The 24,689-nt window shown below is 38.2% G+C and carries 20 protein-coding genes; all 20 read right to left on the minus strand.

All coding sequences use genetic code 11. From position 1 onward, the window contains the following. Positions 1–2: 2 nt before the first annotated feature. Entirely contained in the window at positions 3–1,271 is a 1,269-nt protein-coding gene (locus tag ECHVI_RS21400) for a hypothetical protein (protein WP_015268097.1), read from the minus strand. Between the two features lie 53 nt (positions 1,272–1,324). Beyond that, positions 1,325–2,305, minus strand: coding sequence for an NAD-dependent epimerase/dehydratase family protein (locus ECHVI_RS21405; protein WP_015268098.1), 981 nt, complete (start codon positions 2,303–2,305; stop codon positions 1,325–1,327). Continuing rightward, positions 2,302–3,036 (minus strand): glycosyltransferase family 2 protein, encoded by a 735-nt coding sequence (locus tag ECHVI_RS21410; RefSeq protein ID WP_015268099.1) that lies wholly within the window; start codon positions 3,034–3,036, stop codon positions 2,302–2,304. Before ECHVI_RS21410 ends, ECHVI_RS21405 begins: the two co-directional genes overlap by 4 nt. A gap of 5 nt (positions 3,037–3,041) precedes the next feature. Next, positions 3,042–4,220: a glycosyltransferase family 4 protein gene (locus ECHVI_RS21415; protein WP_169316428.1), complete on the minus strand. Its 1,179-nt coding sequence runs from the start codon at positions 4,218–4,220 to the stop codon at positions 3,042–3,044. Positions 4,221–4,236: 16 nt separating this feature from the next. Further along, positions 4,237–5,361, minus strand: coding sequence for a glycosyltransferase family 4 protein (locus tag ECHVI_RS21420; RefSeq protein ID WP_015268101.1), 1,125 nt, complete (start codon positions 5,359–5,361; stop codon positions 4,237–4,239). A 7-nt stretch (positions 5,362–5,368) separates the two neighbouring features. Continuing rightward, positions 5,369–6,622 (minus strand): oligosaccharide flippase family protein, encoded by a 1,254-nt coding sequence (locus ECHVI_RS21425; RefSeq protein WP_015268102.1) that lies wholly within the window; start codon positions 6,620–6,622, stop codon positions 5,369–5,371. 66 nt (positions 6,623–6,688) lie between these two features. Continuing rightward, entirely contained in the window at positions 6,689–7,846 is a 1,158-nt protein-coding gene (locus tag ECHVI_RS21430; RefSeq protein ID WP_015268103.1) for a DegT/DnrJ/EryC1/StrS family aminotransferase, read from the minus strand. Then, positions 7,839–8,786 (minus strand): GDP-L-fucose synthase family protein, encoded by a 948-nt coding sequence (locus tag ECHVI_RS21435; protein ID WP_015268104.1) that lies wholly within the window; start codon positions 8,784–8,786, stop codon positions 7,839–7,841. The genes ECHVI_RS21430 and ECHVI_RS21435 overlap by 8 nt, the downstream gene beginning before the upstream one ends. Then, positions 8,779–9,894 (minus strand): GDP-mannose 4,6-dehydratase, encoded by a 1,116-nt coding sequence (gene gmd, locus ECHVI_RS21440; protein WP_015268105.1) that lies wholly within the window; start codon positions 9,892–9,894, stop codon positions 8,779–8,781. The genes ECHVI_RS21435 and gmd overlap by 8 nt, the downstream gene beginning before the upstream one ends. Beyond that, the gene (locus tag ECHVI_RS21445) at positions 9,887–11,110 is read right to left on the minus strand and encodes an O-antigen polymerase (protein WP_169316429.1); all 1,224 of its coding nucleotides are present in this window, start codon (positions 11,108–11,110) and stop codon (positions 9,887–9,889) included. The genes gmd and ECHVI_RS21445 overlap by 8 nt, the downstream gene beginning before the upstream one ends. Positions 11,111–11,205: 95 nt before the next feature. Further along, positions 11,206–12,525, minus strand: coding sequence for a nucleotide sugar dehydrogenase (locus tag ECHVI_RS21450; protein WP_015268107.1), 1,320 nt, complete (start codon positions 12,523–12,525; stop codon positions 11,206–11,208). Between the two features lie 110 nt (positions 12,526–12,635). Further along, positions 12,636–13,751, minus strand: a complete 1,116-nt coding sequence (locus ECHVI_RS21455; RefSeq protein ID WP_015268108.1) for a GNVR domain-containing protein — start codon at positions 13,749–13,751, stop codon at positions 12,636–12,638. A 110-nt stretch (positions 13,752–13,861) separates the two neighbouring features. Beyond that, complete coding sequence (locus ECHVI_RS21460; RefSeq protein ID WP_015268109.1) at positions 13,862–16,447, minus strand: SLBB domain-containing protein; 2,586 nt, start codon at positions 16,445–16,447, stop codon at positions 13,862–13,864. A gap of 250 nt (positions 16,448–16,697) precedes the next feature. Next, a complete protein-coding gene (locus ECHVI_RS21465) occupies positions 16,698–17,003 on the minus strand; it encodes a GIY-YIG nuclease family protein (RefSeq protein WP_015268110.1) in 306 nt (101 codons plus the stop codon). A 141-nt stretch (positions 17,004–17,144) separates the two neighbouring features. After that, on the minus strand, positions 17,145–18,461 hold the full coding sequence (locus ECHVI_RS21470; RefSeq protein WP_015268111.1) for a UDP-glucose dehydrogenase family protein: 1,317 nt from the start codon (positions 18,459–18,461) through the stop codon (positions 17,145–17,147). A 240-nt stretch (positions 18,462–18,701) separates the two neighbouring features. After that, complete coding sequence (locus ECHVI_RS21475) at positions 18,702–19,214, minus strand: helix-turn-helix domain-containing protein (protein ID WP_041739111.1); 513 nt, start codon at positions 19,212–19,214, stop codon at positions 18,702–18,704. 824 nt (positions 19,215–20,038) lie between these two features. After that, positions 20,039–21,358: a nucleotide sugar dehydrogenase gene (locus tag ECHVI_RS21480; RefSeq protein WP_015268113.1), complete on the minus strand. Its 1,320-nt coding sequence runs from the start codon at positions 21,356–21,358 to the stop codon at positions 20,039–20,041. A gap of 387 nt (positions 21,359–21,745) precedes the next feature. Next, a complete protein-coding gene (cysQ, locus tag ECHVI_RS21485) occupies positions 21,746–22,507 on the minus strand; it encodes a 3'(2'),5'-bisphosphate nucleotidase CysQ (RefSeq protein ID WP_015268114.1) in 762 nt (253 codons plus the stop codon). A gap of 52 nt (positions 22,508–22,559) precedes the next feature. Beyond that, positions 22,560–23,558 (minus strand): mannose-1-phosphate guanylyltransferase, encoded by a 999-nt coding sequence (locus ECHVI_RS21490; RefSeq protein ID WP_015268115.1) that lies wholly within the window; start codon positions 23,556–23,558, stop codon positions 22,560–22,562. Between the two features lie 26 nt (positions 23,559–23,584). Next, entirely contained in the window at positions 23,585–24,673 is a 1,089-nt protein-coding gene (locus tag ECHVI_RS21495; protein WP_015268116.1) for an SDR family oxidoreductase, read from the minus strand. Between the last annotated feature and the right edge of the window lie 16 nt (positions 24,674–24,689).

Consider the following 24,689-nt stretch of genomic DNA (forward strand, 5'->3'; position numbering starts at 1 on the left):
AATTATAAATCAACCAAATCTTTATAGACTTTGAGCATAATAGGATTAGGTGAAAATTTTTTTAATTGTATTGAGGTATATTCAGGAAAGTTATTAGAAATTTCTCCATAAACTTTGTAAATACGCTCATCATTCAACAATTTCCACCAGCCCCAGTAAATATGTAAGCAATTCGTATAAGGAGTATATCCAGAAGACTTTCCCTTGAAGCGATAACGAAAAACACCATTGTTTCCATCCATAAAATTATTAAACTGAATCAAATCATTCTTGTTTTTAGGATAAACAACAACTTTTTCAATAAATTGATTTGACAGTCCCTCTATAAGACGATCAACATACCTTCTTTGTGGAGAATCCTCCCTTAAAATAGATTTTAATGTAACTAAAAATGCTGGAAATCTTGAAAAATGAGAAGCGTCCCAAGAAATCCCAGAAACTTTATTCACTTCGATATTTGCTGTGATCTGTTTGTTGCCAGCATATTTATAATCACGATGTTCTGAAAATGCTCCTGGTTGAAAAACCCATCTTTTCTCATCTAAAAATTCCACCTTTCTTTTAAAAACTTCAAAAAAGTAGTATACTATTTCAGTTAATTCATCACTTACCTCATTTTGATAAATCAATTCACAAGCAGCCAAATTAGTACCAATAGCCATCAAAAAAAGATCCTGATCGACAATTGCACCATGAAATCTTTCTTCCTTTTTAAAATCATTTAACTCATGATCTAATAAATATGCAACTCTACTTCTTTTTCCCTTATAACCAAACGGTTCAGCTTCCCAATTATTTCCAACATCCTCTATCCAAAAATCTAATATATAACCTTTTATGATTTTATATATTTCATTCAATCTGACCTTCTCTTCCTTATTACCCAAATGACATTTATATTTCAAATAATTTGATACCAAATAGAAATATGTCAATTCATTTAGTCTGTCATTACCTAATGAACTTATTAAATGGGACAGCTTACTTTCACTAAATAAGGTATCATATTGACTAATGACGTCCATCCTCTTTTCCTTAAAGGCAATAATTAAGGGTAAATATATCTCATGAGCTACTCCATAATAAGCTATATTGGATTCATTAGAATTTAGTTTAATTAAATATTTAGTTAAACTATTAAAATCACAATTTGAACTTCTATAATCAGGTAAACTGAATTTAAAGTTTTTCTTAAACTCATTTAAATTTGGGTTGAACAATTTATAATCTAGTGTTTGTCCACTACATTGCCCCCCACTTAAAAGAATCAACAGAAATATGGACGTTTTAAAAAGATGTCTATTCACTTTTAACTAAATCTTTTCTATTCGGTAAAAAACACCTCTCCCTTTTTTCGGTCTACGAATTCATATTTAATTGTTTGTGATAGACCTTCTTCAATGGATACCGGAGCTTCAAACCCTGATTTAACAATACTAGTATTAAAACTTGTATTAGAGCAAAACTTTTTCACTCGAATTGAGCTAATAGGAAGTTTTTTACCTGAAATTTTCGCTCCTAAATCTAATATTTTCCCCATTCCATATCCAATTGAATAGGGAATTCTAATTCCCACCTTTTCTTCTTTTCCTAATGCTTTAAATACTTTTTTCACCAAAGTATTCATGGTAAAATCAGGTTTATCAATATAATTATATATATGAATTCCAGATTTAAAATCAAGAGAGTATTCAAGAAAAGCTGCAACATTCTCTACATAGGCCATCGATTTAACATTTTCTCCATTACCCACCATCATAAATTTGCCTGATGCAATTTGTTTAAGTAAGTTATAAACATTCCCTCTGTTTTGCTCACCAAATACCACCGTCGGTCTAACAATTACCAAAGTTCTATTTTGAGAATCTCTCTTTTGCCATTCCTTATAAACTTGTTCTGCTAGATATTTTGTCCTTCCATAATCATTAAAGTAATTTATATCACCAGATTCATCTGTTCCAATGGGAGCAAAGCCATACACAGCTACAGAACTTGTAAAAATTATACGATTTATTCCCTTTTCTTCTGCAACTTCGCAAACTCTCTTTGCTCCTTCTACATTTACTTCATCATATAGCGAAAGAGGTGTTACATCATCCCTGTGTTCTGCTGCTAAATTAATTATTACATCCCCTTGAATAGCTTTGGACAAAACATCAAATTCTCTTACATCTGAGTATTTCCATAAATCTGGAAATGTTCCACTTGACCTTTTGTCAATGATTACTATATCTTTTCCCGATGATATTAGTCTATTTGATAACCTAGTCCCTATAAATCCAGAACCACCTATTATTGAAATCATTTTCTAAATTTATTTAAAATATTCTTACACAAATAATATACAGATCTTGTAAAACTTAATTTTTCAACATTCCTAAACAACTCCCAGTTATATCTAATTAATTTAATTTTGTTACTAGAAACAGAACTGGATCTAATAGTGTATTCTGCTAGGACTTCATTTATACAGTAAGCATATTTAACCTTTTTCAATAAATTTAACCAAAGCCCATAATCTTGTCGTTTTAGGATGTTTGGCATATAAACCTTTCCAACCTTATGTGAGTCATATACAGCAGTTAAACAACCAATATAATTGGACTCGAGCATTTTTTTATAATCTACTTTTATTGGAGGTATTTTTTCACCCAAATATTTTCCATTTTCATTTACCATCTTATAACATGTATATGAAAAAGGTATATCTTCGTTGTGCATAAATGAAATTTGTTTTTCCAACTTTTGAGATGTCCATCTATCATCACTATCTAAAAAAGCAATAAAACGCCCATTTGCCATTTCTATTGCTTTATTTCTGCTGATAGCTGGCCCACAATTTTCCTCATTTCTAAAGAAATTAATTCTTTTATCATTTTTGGCAAAAGACTTCACAATTTCTGGACCTTTATCCTGAGAACCATCATCTACTATTATCATTTCCCAATCGGTATAAGTTTGGGAAATCACTGACTCAATTGTCTCAGAAATAAAGTTCTCACCATTGAATAATGGTGTTATAATAGACACTTTCATAATATTTAATAAAAGTTAACTTGACGATTTACAAAAGAATCCCATGAATATTCTCTAGATGCTTCAACAATAGATTCTCTTATTTGATTTTTTTCACCTTTTATTACCTCAATAGCCCTTGCGTAATCTTTTGCAGCGAATCCATTACTAACTACTCCAACCTTTGAACTCTCAACATAATATTGTAGTTGTCCTCCAGGAGAAACAACTACAGGTAAACCATAGGTCCGCGCATCACTAACGGGACCACTTGCTGAAGGGAATGTTTTAGAATGACACGATAACAGTACATCAGAAATAGAAAAATATTCCTCGAATTTATTTTTTTGCAAAAAGCCTAAATCAGTAACTACCTTATGGCCTACCTTATATTTATCAATCAAATAATCAATGTCTGACAGGGAATAATCAGTCGGATTACCTGCAATTAGTAAACAATATTCTTCAGAAAGTAAACTAATGGTTTCTAGGGCTATTTCAATTCTTTTATCTCTTCTGATCATTCCAATGAATAATACCAAAGTTTTATCCTTTGGTATTCTAAGATTTTCTCTTATCAAACTTTTAGAAGATAGATTCTTATATACTTGGCTAGGGTAATTTAATGCTAAAATTCTTTCGGAGACAGAAGGAAATGATTTCTGTAACCTATCCTTTATCCAATCCCCATGACATATTACTCCATTAACTTTATTAAAGCTCCGATTTAACAATTTTCTAATACATGATTTATAAATGGAACCAAAAGTAAAACTATTAAAGTAAAAGTCAGAAGCATGTAGTGTAATATAAATTTTTCCTTCCTCATTTATTGAATTCAAAAAACTTAAAAGTGAAATATATTCAGAATCCAAAATATGAATAATGTCAAAATCTGATTTTTTAATTAAAGATATCAAGTCTTTATAGATAGATAAACTATCTCTAACTCTCGCTCCCCCTCTAATTACTTGCGATAATTTTCCATATTTCTTATACTTCTCCCTTTCAATTGCACCATATCCATATCTACTTTTATAAACAGTTATCTCTGAAGACAATTCCTTTTGTAAATCTGTATCTGAAGGAACAAACACTGAAACATTAGAACTTTTTGAAGTTAAATTAGCAATATTTGTCAAATATTCTCTTCCATGCCCTTTATTACTGACAACAAAACTGACTAACAATATATTCTTTGACATCACATTACTCATCTTACTATTCTTTAATGCTCTTGTTATATATACTAACAACTCTACCTGCTACCTTTCCAATACTAAAACGTTTTGAAACATTGACGGTATTAGTAGAAAACGAGCTGAAATTGTTAGCAACTTCTTCCATCGCTGATTTAATCGAATAAATACTATCTGCTTCTACACTTATACCTATCATATCTTCTTTATTAAAAAAGCCATCAACACCTTCATTTTTTGTATATATAATTGGACATCCCTGACTCAGTGCTTCAATATAAACCAAACCAAAAGACTCCCTTTTTGAAGGTAAAACGAACACATGACATCTTTTATAAATATTAATTAGTTCCTCAAAGTCATTTATCCTATCCAGTAATTTAACATTTGGATCCAAGGAATACTTACTTTTTAATTTAATTTCAAATTTTGAAAGATTCTCAAAACCAACAATATACAGGTCACCTTTATTTTTTATATTTACTGAATTATAAGCTTCAATTAATTTATCAAAATTCTTTCCTGGCACTATCCTTCCTACACTTAAAAAATTGATCCGACTTGTATCTTTCTCCAAATTGTCATTATTTTGTAACCATTTACTTTTTAATCCACTAGGAACGACTTCAATTTTATGTACAATTTTATCTGATTCATTTTTAGGCAACAAATCCAGCAATTTTAACTTATAGGAAGGAGATAAAACTATAATTTTCTTGGCGCTTTTGAGTATTTCATAGGCCACTCCTCGTAAGTCAATCCTCCATTTGTAAATACTATTTATATCAGAATTCCTAACTGTAATGACATATGGAATATTAAACTTCTTAAATATCTCATAAGCAACACCACCATCAACAAACCAAGTATGTGCATGTATTAATTTTAATTTATTATAATCAACACTGATGCTCTCTAACGACTTATTTATCCTACTTCTATAATTTATTCTATCAAAAGGATTCCACGATGGGCTATAGAATATTTCTCCTTGTTGTAAACAAACAAAATTCTTTTTATTCCAATCTTCATATCTCGACTTTAACATAGGGACATGAATATGTTGTTCATAAACCTTATCTATTTCACTGAATAGTATTCCATGGATAACATTACTGGGATAATACGAACATATCTGAAGTATCATATTTTTTCTATTTACCTAATCCAAATACAGACTTAAAAATTATAACTAAATAAAAAACATAACTCACTAAAACTCCTATACTGTATAAAAATAATAAGTCGAAATAATCCAATCTTAATAAATCTGCTCCTATAAAAAGTAGAAAAACCATTAGTATAAACCTACCGTATTGCCAATACGCATTTAGTTTGATTTTATTTATTCCAACCAATATGATCCCTAATGGACTAACTAAAATTTGGGAAATAAAAACTAAACTAATTATCTCCACCACTTTACCTGATATTTCCCAATCTTTTCCAAAAATCAATACGATAATATCCTCTCCATAAAATTTTAATGTAAGAAAAACTGGAATTCCAAATAAAAGCAAAATTCCTAATGTATTTAAAAACGTAGATTTCACCTCAGATACTTTACCACTTTTAAATGATTCAACGACCTTTTCAAAGAAAATATTACTAATAGTTTGAGCGACAAAAGATACAGGCAAAACAACGATCATATTGGCAAGGCCAAAATATCCAACTTCTTCCTTGGTATAATAAATCCCTAAAAAAACTACAATTAGCTGGATCCCAACAATATTAATCATATTAGATGGAACATTATGCAGAGGAAAATCTTTATATTTTAAGAATATATTTTTCATACTCTTAAAATTATACTTTACAACAGGAAGGCTCGATTTAGCTTTCAGAAATAGGAACAAACACCCAATGATTACACCAGTAATTTTACCTATTGCCAATCCAAATTCATTTCTTCCAAAAACCTTTGCTACGAGTAAGGCTAATGCCACATAAATAATTGATTCAACAATTTTAGAAATTGCCTTTAATGTGAATTTTTTCTCTCTAATAAACCAATAATTTAAAATATTAAAAAATGCATAAAAGAGAACATAAAAGGGAACTAAATAAACCGTATGGTTTAATTTGAAACTACGAACTAAAAAATCCTTAAAAATAAAAACTAATGCGAATACAATTACAAAAAAAATGAATGCAAATAAGGTGTTTAATCCTAATACATCTTTTATTCTTCCTTTATTTTTTTCTAAAACTAAAGCATTTTCCAACTTTCCAGTTGAAGCAACAATTAATATGCTACATAACGAAACCAAGCCCGTAACTTCGGCCATTCCATTTTCATCATATACTCTCGTAAGAATAGGGCTACAAATAACAGGAATTAATTGGGCTATGATTACATAAATAGCTTGATTTGCTATTAATCTAAAATAACTAGACTTACTCAAATTCAAAATTACACCTATCACGAAAAGAACTCCACCCCTCTTTTATTGAAAGGGGTGGATTATATTTTAAATTATTGAATATAAATAATTAATTTGATCCTTAAGATCAATTTGATGATTACCTACAAATAATCCATTTGTATCCAACTTTTGAGCAGATTTCATTTCACCATGAATTTCATAATCAAAATATTTTAATACTTCATTCTTGGTAAAGTCCCCAGTAACTATTGGTCGACAATCTATTCCCTTATTAGTTAATAATTCAACCAACTCATCTCTACGGTACTTAGCACTATCTTTTAAAATTATACTGAACCCAAACCAACTACTCTCTCCTAATTCCTCTTGTAAAATAAACTCATCATTACCGGAAAATAATTCTTTGAAATATTTAGCATTTGACCTTCTTACATTAATAAAATCATCTAGTTTTTTAAGTTGCTCTATTCCAATGGCCCCACTCATCTCTACAGGGCGAACATTATATCCAGGAAGAACAAATCTAAATGATTCCTTAAACCAATCATCTCCTTTATTAGAAACCTCATTTTCTTTTGGTAGATGTCTAGTCCATCCATGGGACCTTAAGCTTAAAAGAATATGATACAATTCTTTATCATCAGTTGAAATAACACCACCTTCCATCGTAGCAATATGATGAGAATAGAATGTAGAGAAAGTTCCCATGATTCCGAATGTCCCTGCCTGCTTACCATTAAAAGTAGCTCCAAGCGACTCGCAGTTATCTTCCAAAAGTAATATATCTTTATCTGCTATAATCCTGTTAATCCTATCAAAGTTGTTAGGATTTCCGAGAAGATTGACAGCTAGTATCATTCTAGTTTTATCATTAACCGCAGCTTCTAAAGCTTCAAGATCATAATTTAAAGTGTTTATATCAATATCAACAAATTTGAGCTTAAGTCCATATTGATACAATGGATAATATGAAGTCGACCATGATACTGCAGGAACAATAACTTCATCCCCCTTTTTAAGTGGATCATTTTTTTTATAAAACAAGGCTGCCACAGCTAATAAATTTGCTGAGGACCCTGAATTCACCATAACACAATATTTTGAGCCTAAGAATTTTGCAAAATCATTTTCAAAACTTTGCACATATTCCCCCATAGTATACATATCTTTTGCTATCACATTTTTAATAGCCTGTAGTTCAGCATCATCCCATGTTGAGGTTGCCAATGGATATTTAATCATTATAATTTTCTTTGAAATATTGATAAGTTCTTTTTATTCCTTCCGAAAGTAAAAAACTTGGTTTCCAACCAAACTCATTTAATCTGTTTACATCAACTACTTTTTGTTTCATACCAACGGGCTTTGATAAATCATGAAAAAATTCTCCCTCGTACCCTATTATTTTGGCTACTGTTTCATAATATTCATTAATTGAATAATCCACACCTAATCCAACATTAAGATTTTGAGGCATAGATTCTAGCTTTTTTAATGCATAAAAGATAAAATCAGCCAAATCTTCTGCATACATAAATTCTCTACGAGAATTACCATCTCCCCAAATATCAACTTTCTTTATACCCTTTCTTTTTGCAGCATCTATTTTCCTTATAACTGCCGGAAGCATATGTGAATTATTTGGTGAAAATTTATCGTGCTTTCCATAAAGATTACATGGAATAACGGTTTTATACAAGAAACTCGGATCCTCCTTAGAAATATACTCACATAGCTTTGTAGAAAAAATTTTAGCTAAAGCATATCCTTCATTGGTTGGTTCTAGTTCTCCTTTCAATATTAAATTTTCTTGAAGAGGATTTACTGCATTTCTGGGATATACACAAGAACTACTTAAATTAAGAAATTTTTTTACGTTATTTTCTTTTGCTCCTAAAATCACATTCTGCCCCATGTTTAAATTTTCTAATAAAAAATTAACTGGATCAGCCATGTTTGCTTGTATTCCTCCAACTTTCCCTGCTGCATGAACTATTATATCAGGTTTAGTTTTATTGATGTATTGGTATACATCGGTTTTATTTAGCAGGTTAAGCTCTTTACTATTGGGAGAAAATATTTCATAATACGGCATTAATGATGAATATTCCAAAATATTTCTGCCAACCATCCCACTCCCACCAGTCAAAAGTATTCTTGAAATTGGCTTATTTTTACTCATAATAATTTTTTATTTCGTATCCACCCGATTTCAGGAATTGCTGTTTGGTCATAAGTTTCAAGTCAGACTCCATCATTTCATCAATTAAGTCACTTAGGTCATATTTAGGTTCCCATCCTAATTTCTTCTTTGCCTTAGAATAATCACCAATTAAAAGATCTACTTCAGTAGGACGATAATATTTTGGATCCACTGATAAAATCTCCTTCCCAATTGGTATTTGATATTCGGGGTTATTGCACGCTTTAACTAACGCCACTTCATTCTCACCATCTCCCTGGAAATCTAATTCAATACCAACATAACTAAATGCCATTCGAACAAAATCTCTGACAGTCGTTGTTATTCCAGTAGCAATCACCCAATCCTCTGCCTTTTCAGCTTGTAAAATCATCCACATCATTCGAACATAATCTTTTGCATGGCCCCAGTCTCTTTTAGAATCAAGATTTCCTAGGTAAAATTTATCTTGTAAGCCTAAAGCAATTTTTGAAACAGCCCTAGTAATTTTTCTTGTAACAAAAGTTTCTCCTCGGATTGGGGATTCATGATTAAATAAAACTCCATTACATGCGTAAATACCATAAGCCTCACGATAATTTACAGTAATCCAATAGGCATACATTTTAGCAACAGCATATGGACTTCTTGGATAAAAAGGTGTGGTCTCTTTTTGGGGTACCTCCTGTACTTTCCCATACAATTCGGAAGTAGATGCTTGATATATTTTAGTTTTCGACTCGAGGCCTAAAAGTCTAATCGCTTCTAAGATCCTTAAGGTCCCTAAACCATCTGCGTTTGCTGTATATTCTGGTGTCTCAAAAGAAACATGAACATGACTCATTGCAGCTAAATTATATATTTCATCAGGTTGAATTTCTTGAATCAATCTTATTAAATTAGTGCTATCTGTCATATCACCATAATGAAGAAAAAAGTTTCTATTCTCTTCATGAGGGTCTTGATACAAATGATCAATTCTATCAGTATTGAATAATGAACTTCTTCTTTTTATACCATGAACCAAATACCCTTTCTTTAATAAGAATTCGCTAAGGTACGCACCGTCTTGGCCTGTTACCCCAGTAATTAATGCTACTTTACTCATATATTGTATTTGTTATAGATTTGTTTTTATTATTTAGAAATATGTAAACAAATATTAATAAAAAAAGGAAAGCGTGAGAAATAAAAAAAGTCCCAATAAAAGCTGTATTTGCATAATAGATATAAACAAAAAACAACCCGAAATATTCCTTTCCGACATTAACATTGCTAAAGATTTTAAATGATATAGAAAATATAATTGAATGTAATACGACTCCTATCCAACCAATGCTTAAGAAACCATCAGGTATTATTCCAATATTTGCATTCAAATCTTCATTTCCAGAAAAGTATTGCCCCATTTTTCTGGATAACGATAAATTAGACTCGCCGGATTTAAAAAAAGAAAGGAAAGAATGTGTGTAATAAGTAAAATTATGTTCATTGAAATAACTATAATATAAATCTTCAAAATAAGGAGGTACAAAAAACACCCTTCTAATTGCCATATCTGATAAAAATCCTGTACTGTATATTTCATATTCCGTAATTGAAAGAAAACACAGTATCAAAATCAAGCTCATAAATAAAATGAGTTTTTTCCGAAATGTTGAACCCAAATAAAAAAACACAACAGCAAAAAAACCCAAGAAAATACTCTTCAACGCTCCATTTGCTAAAAATAAATAAGCAACAAAAACAAAACATAATCCAACATAAAAAAATCTTCTTGTTAAAAGAGCAACTACTAACAGAGATGGTAATATAACTCTAGAAAGTGGTGATAGTAAGTAATTTAATATCCCAGGTTTAGAAACGTCTCTAAAGGACAATCTTGTATCATAAATATCAGAAAGAAGTAAATTGTTAAAGTCAACATGTTTAAAATATATTAAATAAGGAAAAACTAAAAAGGAACTACCCCAGAACACTATTAAAAAATTTTTTTCTGAAGTTTCAATACTAAATTTAGGAAGGGCGAGTAATGGTAGAGGAAGTTTAATAATTACTAAAAATACTATCAGTAATATAATATAACCAACTACTGGCAATAAATTATTTGAAGTTGAAAAATAATATATTACCTGTGGATAAAATAAATAAATCAATATGAAATGCCATACCGTTGAAATAAAATTTGATTTCAGTTTAATCCCAAGTCCAGTAAAAAAAATAACAATGATTATTCCAATATAAAATGAATGTTCATTAAAATTATTTTTAAAACCTAAGTAACCCCAAAAAGGGATAATGACATTTAAATAACATAATGTCATTATCCCAAAGAAAAAAATTTCGTAAAGAAATAAATATATGTTAGACTTACTTATTACCATATTAGATGATTGAAACAAATCTAAAAATCTTAGTTTTAAAGTCTTCCATGTACTAAATCCTTTCTATAAAACGCTTTCGTATCATACAATACAGACAGACCATTAGTTTTTATATCCTCAAGATCCATATCGCTAAACTCTTTATGTCCTACAGCTAAAATAACAGCATCATATTTACTTAATTTATTTTTTGAAGTTAGTTGTATTCCATATTCTTCTTGCACTTCTTCTCTGGAGGCCCAAGGATCATAAACATCCACCTCTAAACCAAATTGATTTAATTCTTTATATATATCTATAACCCTGGTATTACGGATATCTGGGCAATTTTCCTTAAAAGTAAATCCTAAAATTAATGCCTTACTTCCTTTAATGGTCTTACCTTTTTGGATCATCAATTTGATCACTTTATTGGCCACAAACATCCCCATATTATCATTTACTCTTCTTCCAGAGAGGATAACTGCAGGATGATAGCCAACTTGCTCAGCCTTATGGGCCAAATAATAAGGATCTACCCCTATACAGTGTCCTCCTACTAAGCCAGGCTTATATTTTAAGAAATTCCATTTAGTACCAGCAGCTTCCAACACCTCATTCGTATCAATACCTAAGCGATCGAAAATTAAGGCCAATTCGTTGACAAAGGAAATATTGACATCCCTTTGGGCATTTTCTATAGCTTTAGAAGCTTCTGCTACCTTAATACTTGAAGCTTTATAGGTACCTGCCTCAATAATTGAAGCATAAAGTTCATTTACATAGTCCGCAACTTCTGGGGTTGAACCCGAAGTCACTTTTTTGATTTTGGTCAAGGTGTTCACCTTATCTCCTGGATTAATCCTTTCTGGGGAATAACCACAATAAAAATCCTGATTAAATATCAAACCAGATTCACGCTCCAATATCGGTACGCAATCTTCTTCTGTACATCCCGGATAGGTGGTAGATTCATAAATGACCACATCTCCTTTCTTTAAAAGTTTTCCCAACATGGTACTCGCTGCAATCAATGGTTGAAGATCCGGTGTCTTATGTTCATTTATAGGGGTTGGAACAGTTACAATAAAAATATTGCAGGATGAAATTTCTGAAACGTCATTCGAAGGTAAAAAGCCTTTGCCTTTATGATCCAAACCGATCGAAGACTTCACTAAAGAAGATTGTAACTTTTCATCCTCTACTTCCAAAGTAAAATCATGCCCTTCTTCTAATCCTTCTATCCTTTTGGGAGAAATATCATAACCCACAGTAGGATAGTACTTGGCTAATTCAACCGCTAGCGGTAAACCGACATAACCTAAACCAATCACCGCAATTTTAGATTGGTGCAAAGGTAAAAGAGCTGTATTCATATTTTATTTTATTATTTACTAAAATGAAGTTGATTATTTTAAAGAAAGAATGAAAAATTTTCGATTATCATTAGAATTGTATTCTCGTAAATACTATATTTTTTTTCGGATTAAGTACCCCGCCATTCTTCTTTTATAGTGTTAAAGTATTCTAGCCCTAATATTATCCCTAAGGAAATTACAAGTCCCAAAACAACAAAAACCACTAATATCATTGACCTCTTAGGCGCAGACTTTTCTGCCGGCACGGTAATAGGATCAATCACTGAAAAAACAGGTGTATCCTTACTCACTTGAAGCTTAGCTTGCTCCAATTGCTTGGCCAATTCGGAATAGACCGAGAAAGCCAAATTATACTCCGCTTCCAGCTTTTCCAATTGATTTAATGCAACGGAACTGGAGATGTTTTGATTTCTATCCCTGAAGTGAGCCAACTTTGTTTGTATATTTCCAAATTCCCTTTTCTTTTCCTGGTACCTTTCCTCGGTAAATTTTAATTGCTCGGCTGCATTTTTAACTTTGAAGGCAATCACTTCCTGTTGCAGTAACTGCTCCGCATACTTTGCCAGTTGAGCTGCTGCCTTCGGTTCAGGCATAACCGTGGAGAGTTCCACAAACCCCTCCTTATCATTAAAAGAAATCGAGATTTGACCATTGAGCCTTTTAAAATGTCTCAGCTCTTCACCTGATACAGTAATCATTTCTCCTTCCTTATTTACAACCTCCTCCGCTTCTGTTTCTCCTTTGATAGCTTTTATGATAACCCCTGGTAAACCAAGTGTATATTTTTTGATATAGCCCAAAAAACCGGGTGAGTAGTACTCTTCATAGTATTCTTGATAAGTCACTGTTTGATCAATTCCCTCAAACTGCAACGGGGCAGTTAACATAGCCTTTTTAAAGGGAATACTACCCACAATTTTGGGATATAACATGGGAGGAATTTCTGAACCTCCACTCATTCCTCCAAGGTTTATTCCTGCCAGGGAGGCCAAGCCTGAAAGCGACCCTCCGGCCTTCCCCCCTTCGGAAGTTTGGGGAAGATACGTCCCCTTGGCGGTAAATTCTTTTGGGGATAATAATGCGATCAGTAATCCCAAAACAAAAAATCCTCCCACAATCCTAAATACTAGCTTTCGTCTACCCCACACAGTTTTGGCTAACGCCAAAAGGTCTATTTCATCGTCTTTTGTAGATGCAATATATTTGGTTGAGTCGTTGTTCATCGCAAATTAAATTATAACTAAAAGGTCCTTTTAATAATTAAGGTACTTAGGCCCGAGTTTGCCTTCCTATGCTCATCTTCCACATCATATGGGATCCCAATGAGAAGTGATTATTCCGCCAATCGATCAATTAAAATCCCCAAAGTAGCCAAGCTGGAAGCCAGTCCAATCCAGTTTGTAGCGGACATCGGCTCTCTTTCCGGCTTTTCAGGAACAATAATCTCCGCCCCTGGCTCCATTTTAGGATAATCCTTGAAGAAAATAAAGTTCTTGGTCCGCTTCACATCCCCATTGGCATAAATCACATAAGATTTTCCTTTTCGGGCATTGTCCGTAAAACCTCCGGCTTTAGATATATATCCTTTAAAACTCTTTCCGGATTCGAATCGAGCTGAAGTGGGAAACAATACTTCTCCCCGCATGCGAATTGTTTGAAGCTCCTTGGGAATACTTAAAATATCTCCTTCTTGTAATATCAAATCCTGATCGGATCCGGGATTTTCCAATATTTTAAGGAGGTCTATCCCCACCATTTCCTGAGTCTTAAATTCCACTTTTGCTGCCCTGGTACTATCCGACTGGGAGACATCTGTAACACGCTCCGCTCTAAATTCATCTGCAGCCAAGCCCTTTTGATTGGAGATATCTCCTCCTTTGTCATTGATTTTCTTATCAATCCGGTTTAGCATATTTACTTCTGCCTCTGTATTTTTCCCCTCCTCTTTTACCAAATTTTCCTTTACTTCCCTTAAATTTTCGCTCCTGACTTCATTGTCACTCTTCGGCACAAAATATTCTGTTCTTCGAATCAGTTTGGCTCCTTTGGCATAGGCAAACTGGTTCATTCCTCCTGCCCGTTTAAGCAAGTCAGAAATACGTTCATTTGCAGTGGAAATTGTATATTGTCCAGGATAGTTTACTTCCCCTTCTACACGCACCATCTTTTCTCGTTGGAAACCGGGGCTTCTTCGGATAATGATATGGTCAAAAGGTTCCAATACCACTTCTTCATCACCGGAATCTATTTCCAGGTTTTCATCGATATCAATGGTAAAGATTTCCGCGATTTGGCCGTTGGTGCGATCTTTTACTCTTCTGGCCACTTCGATATAAGCATCTGAAGCGGACTCCTTAAAGCCACCTGCTTTTAGCACCAAATCCTCCACGGTCATATTATCGGCAAAGGCAAAGGCTCCTGGGCGATTGACTTCACCCGAGATCTTTACATAATACTCTTCCTTAAGGTCATACTTGCTCGGTATGTGCAGGACATCTTCTCGCTGTAAAATAATATCTTGAGCCGTACCGTTTACCACCCCTTTCACATCTACTGGAACAATCTCCAAGGTCATGTCCTGTTGGGTCCGATAAAGGGTCGCCCGGTTTAAAAAGGCTTCTCCGCGAAGTCCTTCTGCTTTATCGATCAGGTCTTTTACCGTCATTCCTTCAAACAAGGCAAATTCTCCGGGGTGGAACACTGCGCCTGAAATTTGCACCCTATTTTCGAAACGCTCCAACTTTTTACCGATCAAGAATATATCCCCATCCTTGACCTTAAAGCTACCAAACGCCTCCTTACTGACGTCTGCCACTTCCCTGGCTTGATCAGAAACCCTACGCACTGCCACTCTGCCGGTATACGCTTCACTTTTAAATCCTCCGGCATAGCGGATCAGGTCGTTGATATCTTCATCGGCTTGGATTTCGAACAAGCCTTCCCTTCTCACCGGCCCCTGTACTTCCACACGGGTCTCTACTGCCGGTACCATGATAACATCGTTGTCTTGGAGGCGCACGTTTTGCTGCTGGTTGCCGTTCATCAAGAATTCATAGACATCCACCTCTGCAATTTGGCGCGAATCCCGGAATACCCTGATATTTCTAAAGGAACCTTGCCGATTCGGTCCTCCCGCGGCATACAGGGCATTGAACACCGATGCAAAGGAGGGCAAGGTGTAGTCTCCTGGGTTTTGCAGCTCTCCCACCATAGCCACTTGAATGGAACGAATATTCCCCAAACGGATCTGCATAAAGGTCCGGGGATTACTGCTGTTTAAATCTGCATAGATGCTACTCAGCTCCCTTTTGATCCGGGCAGTAGCCGCTTGAATGGTGGAACCGCCCACATTGATAGGGCCTACATTAGGGATGTAGACCCGTCCTTCCGGATTTACGCTCAGGTCATACGACTGCTGCGAGTCGCCATAGATATCGATCAGCAACTGGTCTCCCGTGCCGATCACATAACTTTGCGGCGTCGGAATGTTCAAGTTGGGAGAGAAATTCAGCTTTTTGTTATGAAACAGCCCATAGCCAAAGATCTTTTTTTCCTCCTCTGATAGACTGTCTGCTTCACTTCTATCCCTTCCTATTCTAGCCGTATCCGTCAATTGTCTTTGCGCCATAGTACCACTATTTGCCTCATCAGCTGATACACCCGCGCTGTTTAGTTGGTTGATCCGCGTGGCCAGTTTACTGGCTTCCATGGCAGGCATTCCCCGCTCCTCGGCAAGTGCCGGAATCTGCGATTTGGAAATTCCCTGTTCCTCAGCCTTCTGGACGATGGTCGCAATCTGCGCATCCGTCAGCTGGTCCACTTTTACACTTTTGATGTCCGATAGTGACTGGGCGTGTAGCGCTATCGAAATGATAAACATGATCAGGGTAAGGGAAAAAGCTTTGATATTGATGGACATACTTATTGTGTTATTGTCGAATTGTTGTGTTGTTGAACTGAGATATTATTGAATCGTATTATTGTCATTCCGAGGTAAGGAGGAATCTTTTTTCGCAAGTAGCAAATGTCGAGATGTATCCTCACGTCAGTATGATTGAATATTTGTCATTCCGACATCAGGAGGAATCTTTTTACGATAACGATTTCCGTAGAGATACTTCCTGGCGTCCGCATGACAAGGCGATTGTCAATCAAAGGCGGAAATAAATCTAAATTTCATCATTTAAAAACTTCCATTTTGGATTATGATCATTTATCAACTTAACCTTTTTTTCCCGTCTCCAACCTTTAATCTCTCTTTCTCTTTGTATAGCTTCTGAAACAACTGGAAATCTTTCCCAATAAATCAAATAGAAACAATTGTATTTTGATGTGAAACTGGTCTTCTTTTCAGGATTAGCATGTTGATATAACCTGTTTCTTAAATCATTTGTAACTCCAGTGTACAATACCGTTTTATTTTTATTGGTTAGAATGTACACAAAATAATTATGTGTCCCTAAAGGTTTAACCATCGATTCTACACCTTAAATAAAGTGTTGTTCAAAGGTAACGAACTGGCATCCTAAGGGGTGAGAGTCTTATTTCGATGACGTTTTTCGTAAAGATGCTTCCTCACGTCAGCATGACAACTCTTCAATCCAACCGTCTACCTATTAAATGCCAATGCCATAGTGCTCAAACCCTTCCTCTTTCAAATACTTGGCATCGTAGATGTTTCTACCGTCAAAGACGACTTTATTTTTGAGCAGTTTGCTCAGCGTTGACCAACTGGGTAGTCGGAATTCCGACCACTCTGTCACGAGGAGCAAAGCATCTGCATCGATGCAAGCATCATAAGCATCCTTACAATAAGTGACTTTATCCCCCACATATACCTCCTTGGCTTCATCCATGGCTATGGGGTCATAGGCTTTCACTTCTGCTCCTGCTGCCCGTAGTTCATCGATCATTACAATGGCCGGCGCCTCGCGCATGTCATCGGTATTTGGCTTAAAGCTCAGTCCCCACATCGCAAAGGTCATTCCTGTCAAATCCTCACCAAAGTGCTTCTTTACCTTTTTGACCAATACATGCTTCTGGTCATCGTTGACATCCTCCACTGCTTGGAGCACCCGAAGGTTATAACCATATTGCTTTGCAGTTCTTACAATCGCCTTTACATCTTTGGGAAAACAAGATCCCCCATATCCCACACCAGGGTAAATAAATTTATTTCCAATTCTGGGATCTGACCCGATGCCTTTGCGTACCATGTTTGCATTGGCCCCTACCAACTCACAAAGGTTAGCAATGTCGTTCATAAAACTGATCTTGGTGGCCAACATGGCATTTGCGGTATATTTGGTCATTTCTGCAGAGGGAATGTCCATATAGATGATCCGCTCTCCGCTCAGCTGGAAAGGCTTATATAGCCTTCTCATGATCTTTTCTGCCCTTTCGTCCTCCACTCCGATCACAATTCTATCCGGCTTTAAAAAGTCCTCTACCGCGGCACCTTCTTTTAGGAATTCAGGATTTGAGGCTACTGCAAAATCCAAGGCCCTGTCCCGCTTTTCCAACGCTACCTTAATGGCCTGCTCAACCTTCTTGCCCGTGGTTACCGGAACGGTACTTTTCGTCGCCACTACGATATAGTCGGACATCTTTTGCCCAATTTCATCTGCCACGGCCAAGACATATTTGAGATCAGCAGAACCATCCTCACCCGGAGGTGTGCCCACGGCGATAAACGCCACTTCTGATCCTTGGATGGCTTCTCCCAAATCGGTGGTAAACTTCAGTCGACCACTTTCATAGTTCCGTACGACGATTTCTTCGAGCCCAGGTTCATAGATCGGCATCACACCTTGCTTGAGCTTATCGATCTTCTTCTGATCAATGTCCACACACACCACTTCAATCCCTACGTCTGCAAAACAAGCTCCTGAAACCAACCCGACATAACCGGTACCTACTACAGTGATTTTCATATTTTTTACTGTTAGATTGATTTAATAAAAGTCAATAGCCTAAGGCTTTGAATTTAGAGTTAGAAATTATGAATGGAGAATGTTATGACCATTACTACATGTATATTCACCATGAATATCTAAATTCATCATTCCTCATTTATAATTCTTTATTGGGCTCCGCCCACAGCTTCGCCCGGTCAGTCACATTTTCGTGCTTATCGGGATAGGTAATCAGAAAAGCCAAGTAGGCTAAATTGCTTACTCAGCCGCTTTATTATATAAAATGATGCCAGACTGGGAATTATCTCCCAGTACGGTAAAATTCACTTTTCGGTCGATCATTTCTTGGATACGTTTCCCCAGAATGTCGAGGTATTCTTCATTTAACGCATTTCCCTTGATACTGACATCAATGGTACCCGTATCGAGACCATTGGCATAATCTCCGGTAAGAATGACACTTTCCACATCTCCCATCCGGTTCAGGACCTCCTCCACCAGCGTGTCCAGGCCAATGTATTTTCGGATGATATCCTGTAGGGAAAAAAACAAAGGGTGCCGGGTGTTGGCACTGTAGCTGATCCTGTTTTTTTCAGAAGCCTTTTGAAGGTAACCCGCTTCGGACAGGTTGTTAAGCTCCTTTCTTATGGCATTGGTGGATTCACCAAACTCCTCGGCCAGGCCACGGAGGTGACTATGGTTATCAGCGTTGATAAAAAACTTTACCAACAGTCGCAGTCTGGTCTTGGATGTAATCAAAGAATCGAGCATAAAAAAGCACCTTGGCCTAACGAGCACCAAAAGTACTCGTTAGACATTACATCTCCAAAACTTTTCATTTTTTTCGTTAAAAACGCCCTTAACTTCGTATTTTATAACATTCACATAATATTGTTGTACAAATGAAAATCAGCACTTCAAAAGAAAACATCAAATGATGTATTGCAAAAAAATAATTTTTAAGTTCTTTTTACATCATATAAATCGTGATAACAACCGATAACTGAAGAATATTATACCTCACCTAGCCTCTCCTGTGAGGAGAGGGATCGAGTGGTAAATATGGGAGGAGTGTTCGTTATAGGCCACGAAGGCTCGAAGGCACTAAGGATTTTTTGGTGCTTTCTTCAGGATTAAAATGGGAAAAGTATTGATTGTACCTTCTCTGTATTCAGTTAGGTGGCTCTCAGCCTAAAGCACCCACCTAAACCTTTGTCCATTTGAGCCTTTGATCCATTTAACTATGGAAACATGAAAATATCCGAACAATTGAGGTTGTCTTATAAGTCCTCGTCATTGCGATTCCGATGGATATCGGAAGAAGCAATCTCGTCATACGTGCAATGAAAGCACATCGAGATCACTTCACTCCGCTCGTGATGACGGATTATTGATTTATGAAACAGCCTCATAGGGGGTAATTCGGATGGTTTTTACCTCTCCTAGCCTCTCCCGTGAGGAGAGGAACCGCTCCTGGAGTTCACTCAAAAGAGAAGTTGAGTAAATCAAAACATTAAATCTGTGTTTATCCGTGTCCATCCATGGCAGAATAGTTTCACCTCTCCTAGGGGACAAGCGGATAAAGCACTAGCCGATTACAGCCGTGCATCCACCAAGCCTTTGTCCAGCATGCCCTTGACATCGTAAACCACCTGCTTATCGGACTTTTGGATGGTCCAGGTCTTGAATTCCTGATGGGCAACGGCCAGGATAATCGCCGAATAGCCAGACAGGTCCGGCTGTTGGTCACGGTCCAGCACCTGGATATGGTATTCGTGCGCCACTTCCGAAGGATTGGCCCAGGGGTCGTAGACGTCTACATGAATGTCAAAATTCTCCAGTTCCCGGTAAATATCGATCACGCGTGTATTGCGTACATCTGGACAATCCTCTTTGAAGGTAAATCCCAGGATCAGCACCTTGGATTCCATCACCTTGAGGTCCTTGCGCATCATGTGCTTGATCACCTCGGTGGCGACATGTTTGCCCATGGAATCGTTCAGGCGCCTTCCTGCCAAAATGATCTCGGGGTGATATCCTACTTCCTGCGCCTTTTGGGCAAGGTAAAAAGGATCTACCCCGATGCAGTGCCCACCGACCAGGCCTGGGCGGAAAGGGAGGAAGTTCCATTTGGTACCGGCCGCCTCCAGTACTTCCTGGGTATCTATATGCAACAGGTTAAAGATCTTGGAAAGCTCGTTGACAAAGGCAATGTTGATGTCCCGCTGGGAATTCTCGATGACCTTGGCCGCCTCGGCCACTTTTATGGAGGAAGCCTTGAAGGTCCCTGCCGTGATGACCGACCGGTAAAGTCCATCGATAAACTCGGCCGCTTCAGGGCAGCTACCGGAAGTCACTTTTAATATCTTGGCAACAGTATGCTCCTTGTCCCCAGGGTTGATCCTTTCCGGGGAATAGCCCACAAAAAAGTCCTGGTTGAATTTCAGTCCTGAACCTTTTTCCAGCACCGGCACGCACTCCTCCTCGGTCACCCCGGGGTACACGGTAGATTCATAGATCACCACATCTCCTTTTTTCAACACCTTACCGATGGCCTTGGAAGCCTTGAGCATTGGGGTCAGCACGGGACGGTTGTGCTTGTCGGTAGGCGTGGGCACCGTCACGATATAAACGTTGCAATCAGCAATATCCCGCTCCGAGCAGGTGGGGTAAAAACCGGTTGCCCCATCCCCCAACTCATTTTTGTCGTTGACCAATACGGACCGTAAAAGTTCATCCTCCACCTCCAGGGTATGGTCCTTTCCCTTGGAGAGCTCCTCTACCCTGGGGCCGGAGATATCAAAGCCCGTCACCGGATACTTCTTGGCAAATTCTACGGCAAGGGGCAGGCCTACATAGCCCAGGCCAATAACGGCAATGTTTGCTTTTTCAAGCGGAAAAAGTAGCGTATTCATGAGTAGTGTCTATTATAAAGCAATGTAAGAATAGGTCTGTTTTGGTTTTATTGATGTTTCACAAATATAGTTGTTTGGTTGGATTTTGGATCAAGCCATGATTTCTGGAAGCGATAAATCTCTTTATTTATCTGAACAATAATAGGCCATAAACGCTCCAAGTAATTATAAATTCCTTCCAGTGCAGGTTAAAGCATGCATTTTGTGCCTCTAGGAATTTGTGGCATTTTTAATTATCCGTGGTTTTACTACTAAGCGTCCTTGCAGCCACCAAACTAAATGCCAGGTCCTTGTTTTTTCGTTCTGCACGCTTATAAAACATAGGTGCAGCCCGTTGACTGCACCTTTCACAAAAGGAAATCGCATGGCATTCGATCATTCCTCTTTCTACGTCACCGTACTGGCTATAAAATATGGGTTATGTAAATCCTTTTTGTTGTATTCCAACGATTGATCACTTTCGGCCTGCAACACCTGCCCTCCCATCGCCTTTAACACGCCATGGGCCGCAGCGGTGTCCCATTCCATGCAGGGTGCAAAACGGGGGTAAATCTCCGCTTTGCCTTCGGCCAGCAACATAAACTTCAGCGAACTGCCCATACTGATCACACTGGCCTCGGGGTAGTCCGCCATAAAGGCCCTGGTCCGTGCACTCGGATGGGACAGGCTCACGACCATGGTCCCTACTTGTTCTTTCTGTACCTGACCTAACCGGAATGGAGGTCGGTCACCTACCTGCTTCCAGGCACCCTCCGCTTCGCTCCCCCAATACATCCAGCCCATCACCGGGGCATAGACCACGCCAAGCACGGGACGTCCCTCATGGATCAGGGCAATGTTCACGGTAAATTCACCGTTTCTTTTGACAAACTCTTTGGTCCCGTCCAATGGATCCACCATCCAAAACCAATCCCATTGGCTTCGGACCGCATAAGGAACCTCTTCTCCTTCTTCAGAAAGCACCGGTAGCCCTGTCTCCTGAAGTATCTCAAGAATACAATGATGGGCTGCTTTGTCTGCTCGTGTCAATGGGGAATCATCCTCTTTGTAGGCCAATCCTATGTCGGGAGCCCCATACACTTCCATGATCTCCGTTCCTGCTGACTTAGCTGCCCCTACCGCTACCAAAGTAAGTGCCTCTACATTCATTTATCCGGTTTATCGCTCTATGATTTCACATGCCCTTTACGTTGGACTTTTACTAATCCACCAGCTCAGGCTTATCCTTTTCCAACTTCTCAAACACCTTTTTCACGTCCTGGGCACTTTCCTTTTTCAGTACCAGGATGGCATCTTTGGTCTGTACCAAAATGGTATTTTCCAGTCCCACGAATTCCGTGTGGACATTGCTGCCGATGATCATATTGCCCTGCGCATCGGGCTCATAGCCGTGCTGCTCCATGTACTCGAATACCGACTCAAAAGAGCCCATGTCCGACCAGCCAAATGAGGATGGCACTACCTTTATTTTCCGTGTGCGCTCCATCACGGCATAATCCACCGATATAGAAGGGATCTTCATGGACAGTTCTTTGTCCAAAAACCCATCCGATGCCGCCTCCATGGCCTCTTGCGAACGTTTGAATACCTCCGGCTCATAGCTTTCCAGCTCGGAAAGGAATACCTGCGCCTTGAAGCAGAACATACCCGAGTTCCAAAGAAAATTCCCCTGCTCTAAAAACTGCTCTGCGGTTGCCAGATCAGGTTTTTCCCGGAAACCCTTTACCGACTCCCCGTCGGCCTCGATATAGCCAAACCCGGTTTCCGGGCGGGTAGGTTTGAGGCCGAAGGTCACGATATGGTCTTCCTTGGCCAATTCAATGGCCCTCTCAACACTTTTAGTATAGGCATCTCCCGTGGTAATCAGGTGGTCCGAGGGAGTCACAAAAAGAATATCCTCCGGCCCGGAACGAAACGCCGCAAAGGCAATGGCCGCTGCCGTATTCCGGGGACAGGCCTCGATCACTTCGATATATTTGGTAATGCCAAGCCCTTTAATATCCTTTCGGGACAGTTCATAGTTGGCCTGGTTGCCGACGATCATCAGTTGATCGCACAGGGGCTGGTTCCGCTCCACCGTCTTTTGGAACAAGGTCCTTTCCTCAAAAATAGGCAAGTATTGTTTGGGACAACTTTTTCGGGAAAGGGGCCAAAGCCTGCTGCCTACCCCTCCGGACAATACTACGTTCGTAATTTTCATTCGTTTGGTTAAGTTTATCTTGACGTTTAAAAATCAGCTTCAAAGTTACGCTCTTTTTTAAAACTATTCCAATACCATTCACATGCCAATCCCAGTCCCTGCCTTACGGAATATTCAGGTTCATACCCTATCACCTTTCTGCCCTTCTCGATGGAAGCCAGGGAATGGGGCACATCACCGGCCCGCTGCGGACCGTATTCCATGGGGATCCCGGATATTTCCTTGTCAAATTTTGACAGTTCTTCTTTCAGGTAACTTCCCAGCTCGTTCAGGTTTACCCGCTCCCCAAAAGCCACGTTGAACACTTCTGAGATGACCGCATCGGTGTTGAACGGCCGGCCGATATGGGCATGATACTCTGCAAGGTTTGCCTTCATCAGTGCCGTCCCGGTCACGGCCGCCTTGACATTGGCCTGGATGACATTGTCGATATAGGTAAAGTCCCTGGAAAAGGAACCGTCCCCGTTAATCCTTGGGGATTCCCCTTCCACCAGGCACCGCACAAATTTCGGGATGACGGCTGCATAGGCCCCGTCGGGATCCTGTCTCCTGCCAAATACGTTGAAATACCGCAGGCCAATGGTTTCCAGCCCATAGGTGTCGGCAAAGTTCTTGGCAAATAACTCGTCCACATATTTGGTGATGGCATAGGGTGAAAGGGCATTGCCGATGACATGCTCTACCTTGGGCAGGTCGGGATGATCACCGTATGTTGAAGAGCTTGCCGCGTAGACCACCCGCTGTACACCTGCTTCCTTGGCGGCAAAGAGCACTTTGACGAAGCCCCCTATGTTCACATCGGTAGAGGTCATGGGGTCGGCGATCGATCGCGGCACAGAGCCCAATGCTGCTTGATGGAACACCCATTTGCATCCCTCCACGGCCTCGGCACAAGTGGTATAATCCCGAATATCCCCTTCGATCAGGCTAAACCGGGAAGAGGTCAGGGCCTTTTCCAAGTTTGTCCGTTTGCCCGTGGAGAAATTATCCAAACAGACCACCCGGCTTCCGGCTTCCAGCAGGGCGTCGATCAGGTTGGAGCCGATAAACCCGGCTCCGCCCGTGACCAATACTTTTGCTCCGGAGAGTTGATGTCCTTCAGTTGTTCCAATCATTGCCTTTCGTTTTGCT

Origin of the sequence: Echinicola vietnamensis DSM 17526, from assembly GCF_000325705.1 — a bacterium.
Taxonomy (GTDB): domain Bacteria; phylum Bacteroidota; class Bacteroidia; order Cytophagales; family Cyclobacteriaceae; genus Echinicola; species Echinicola vietnamensis.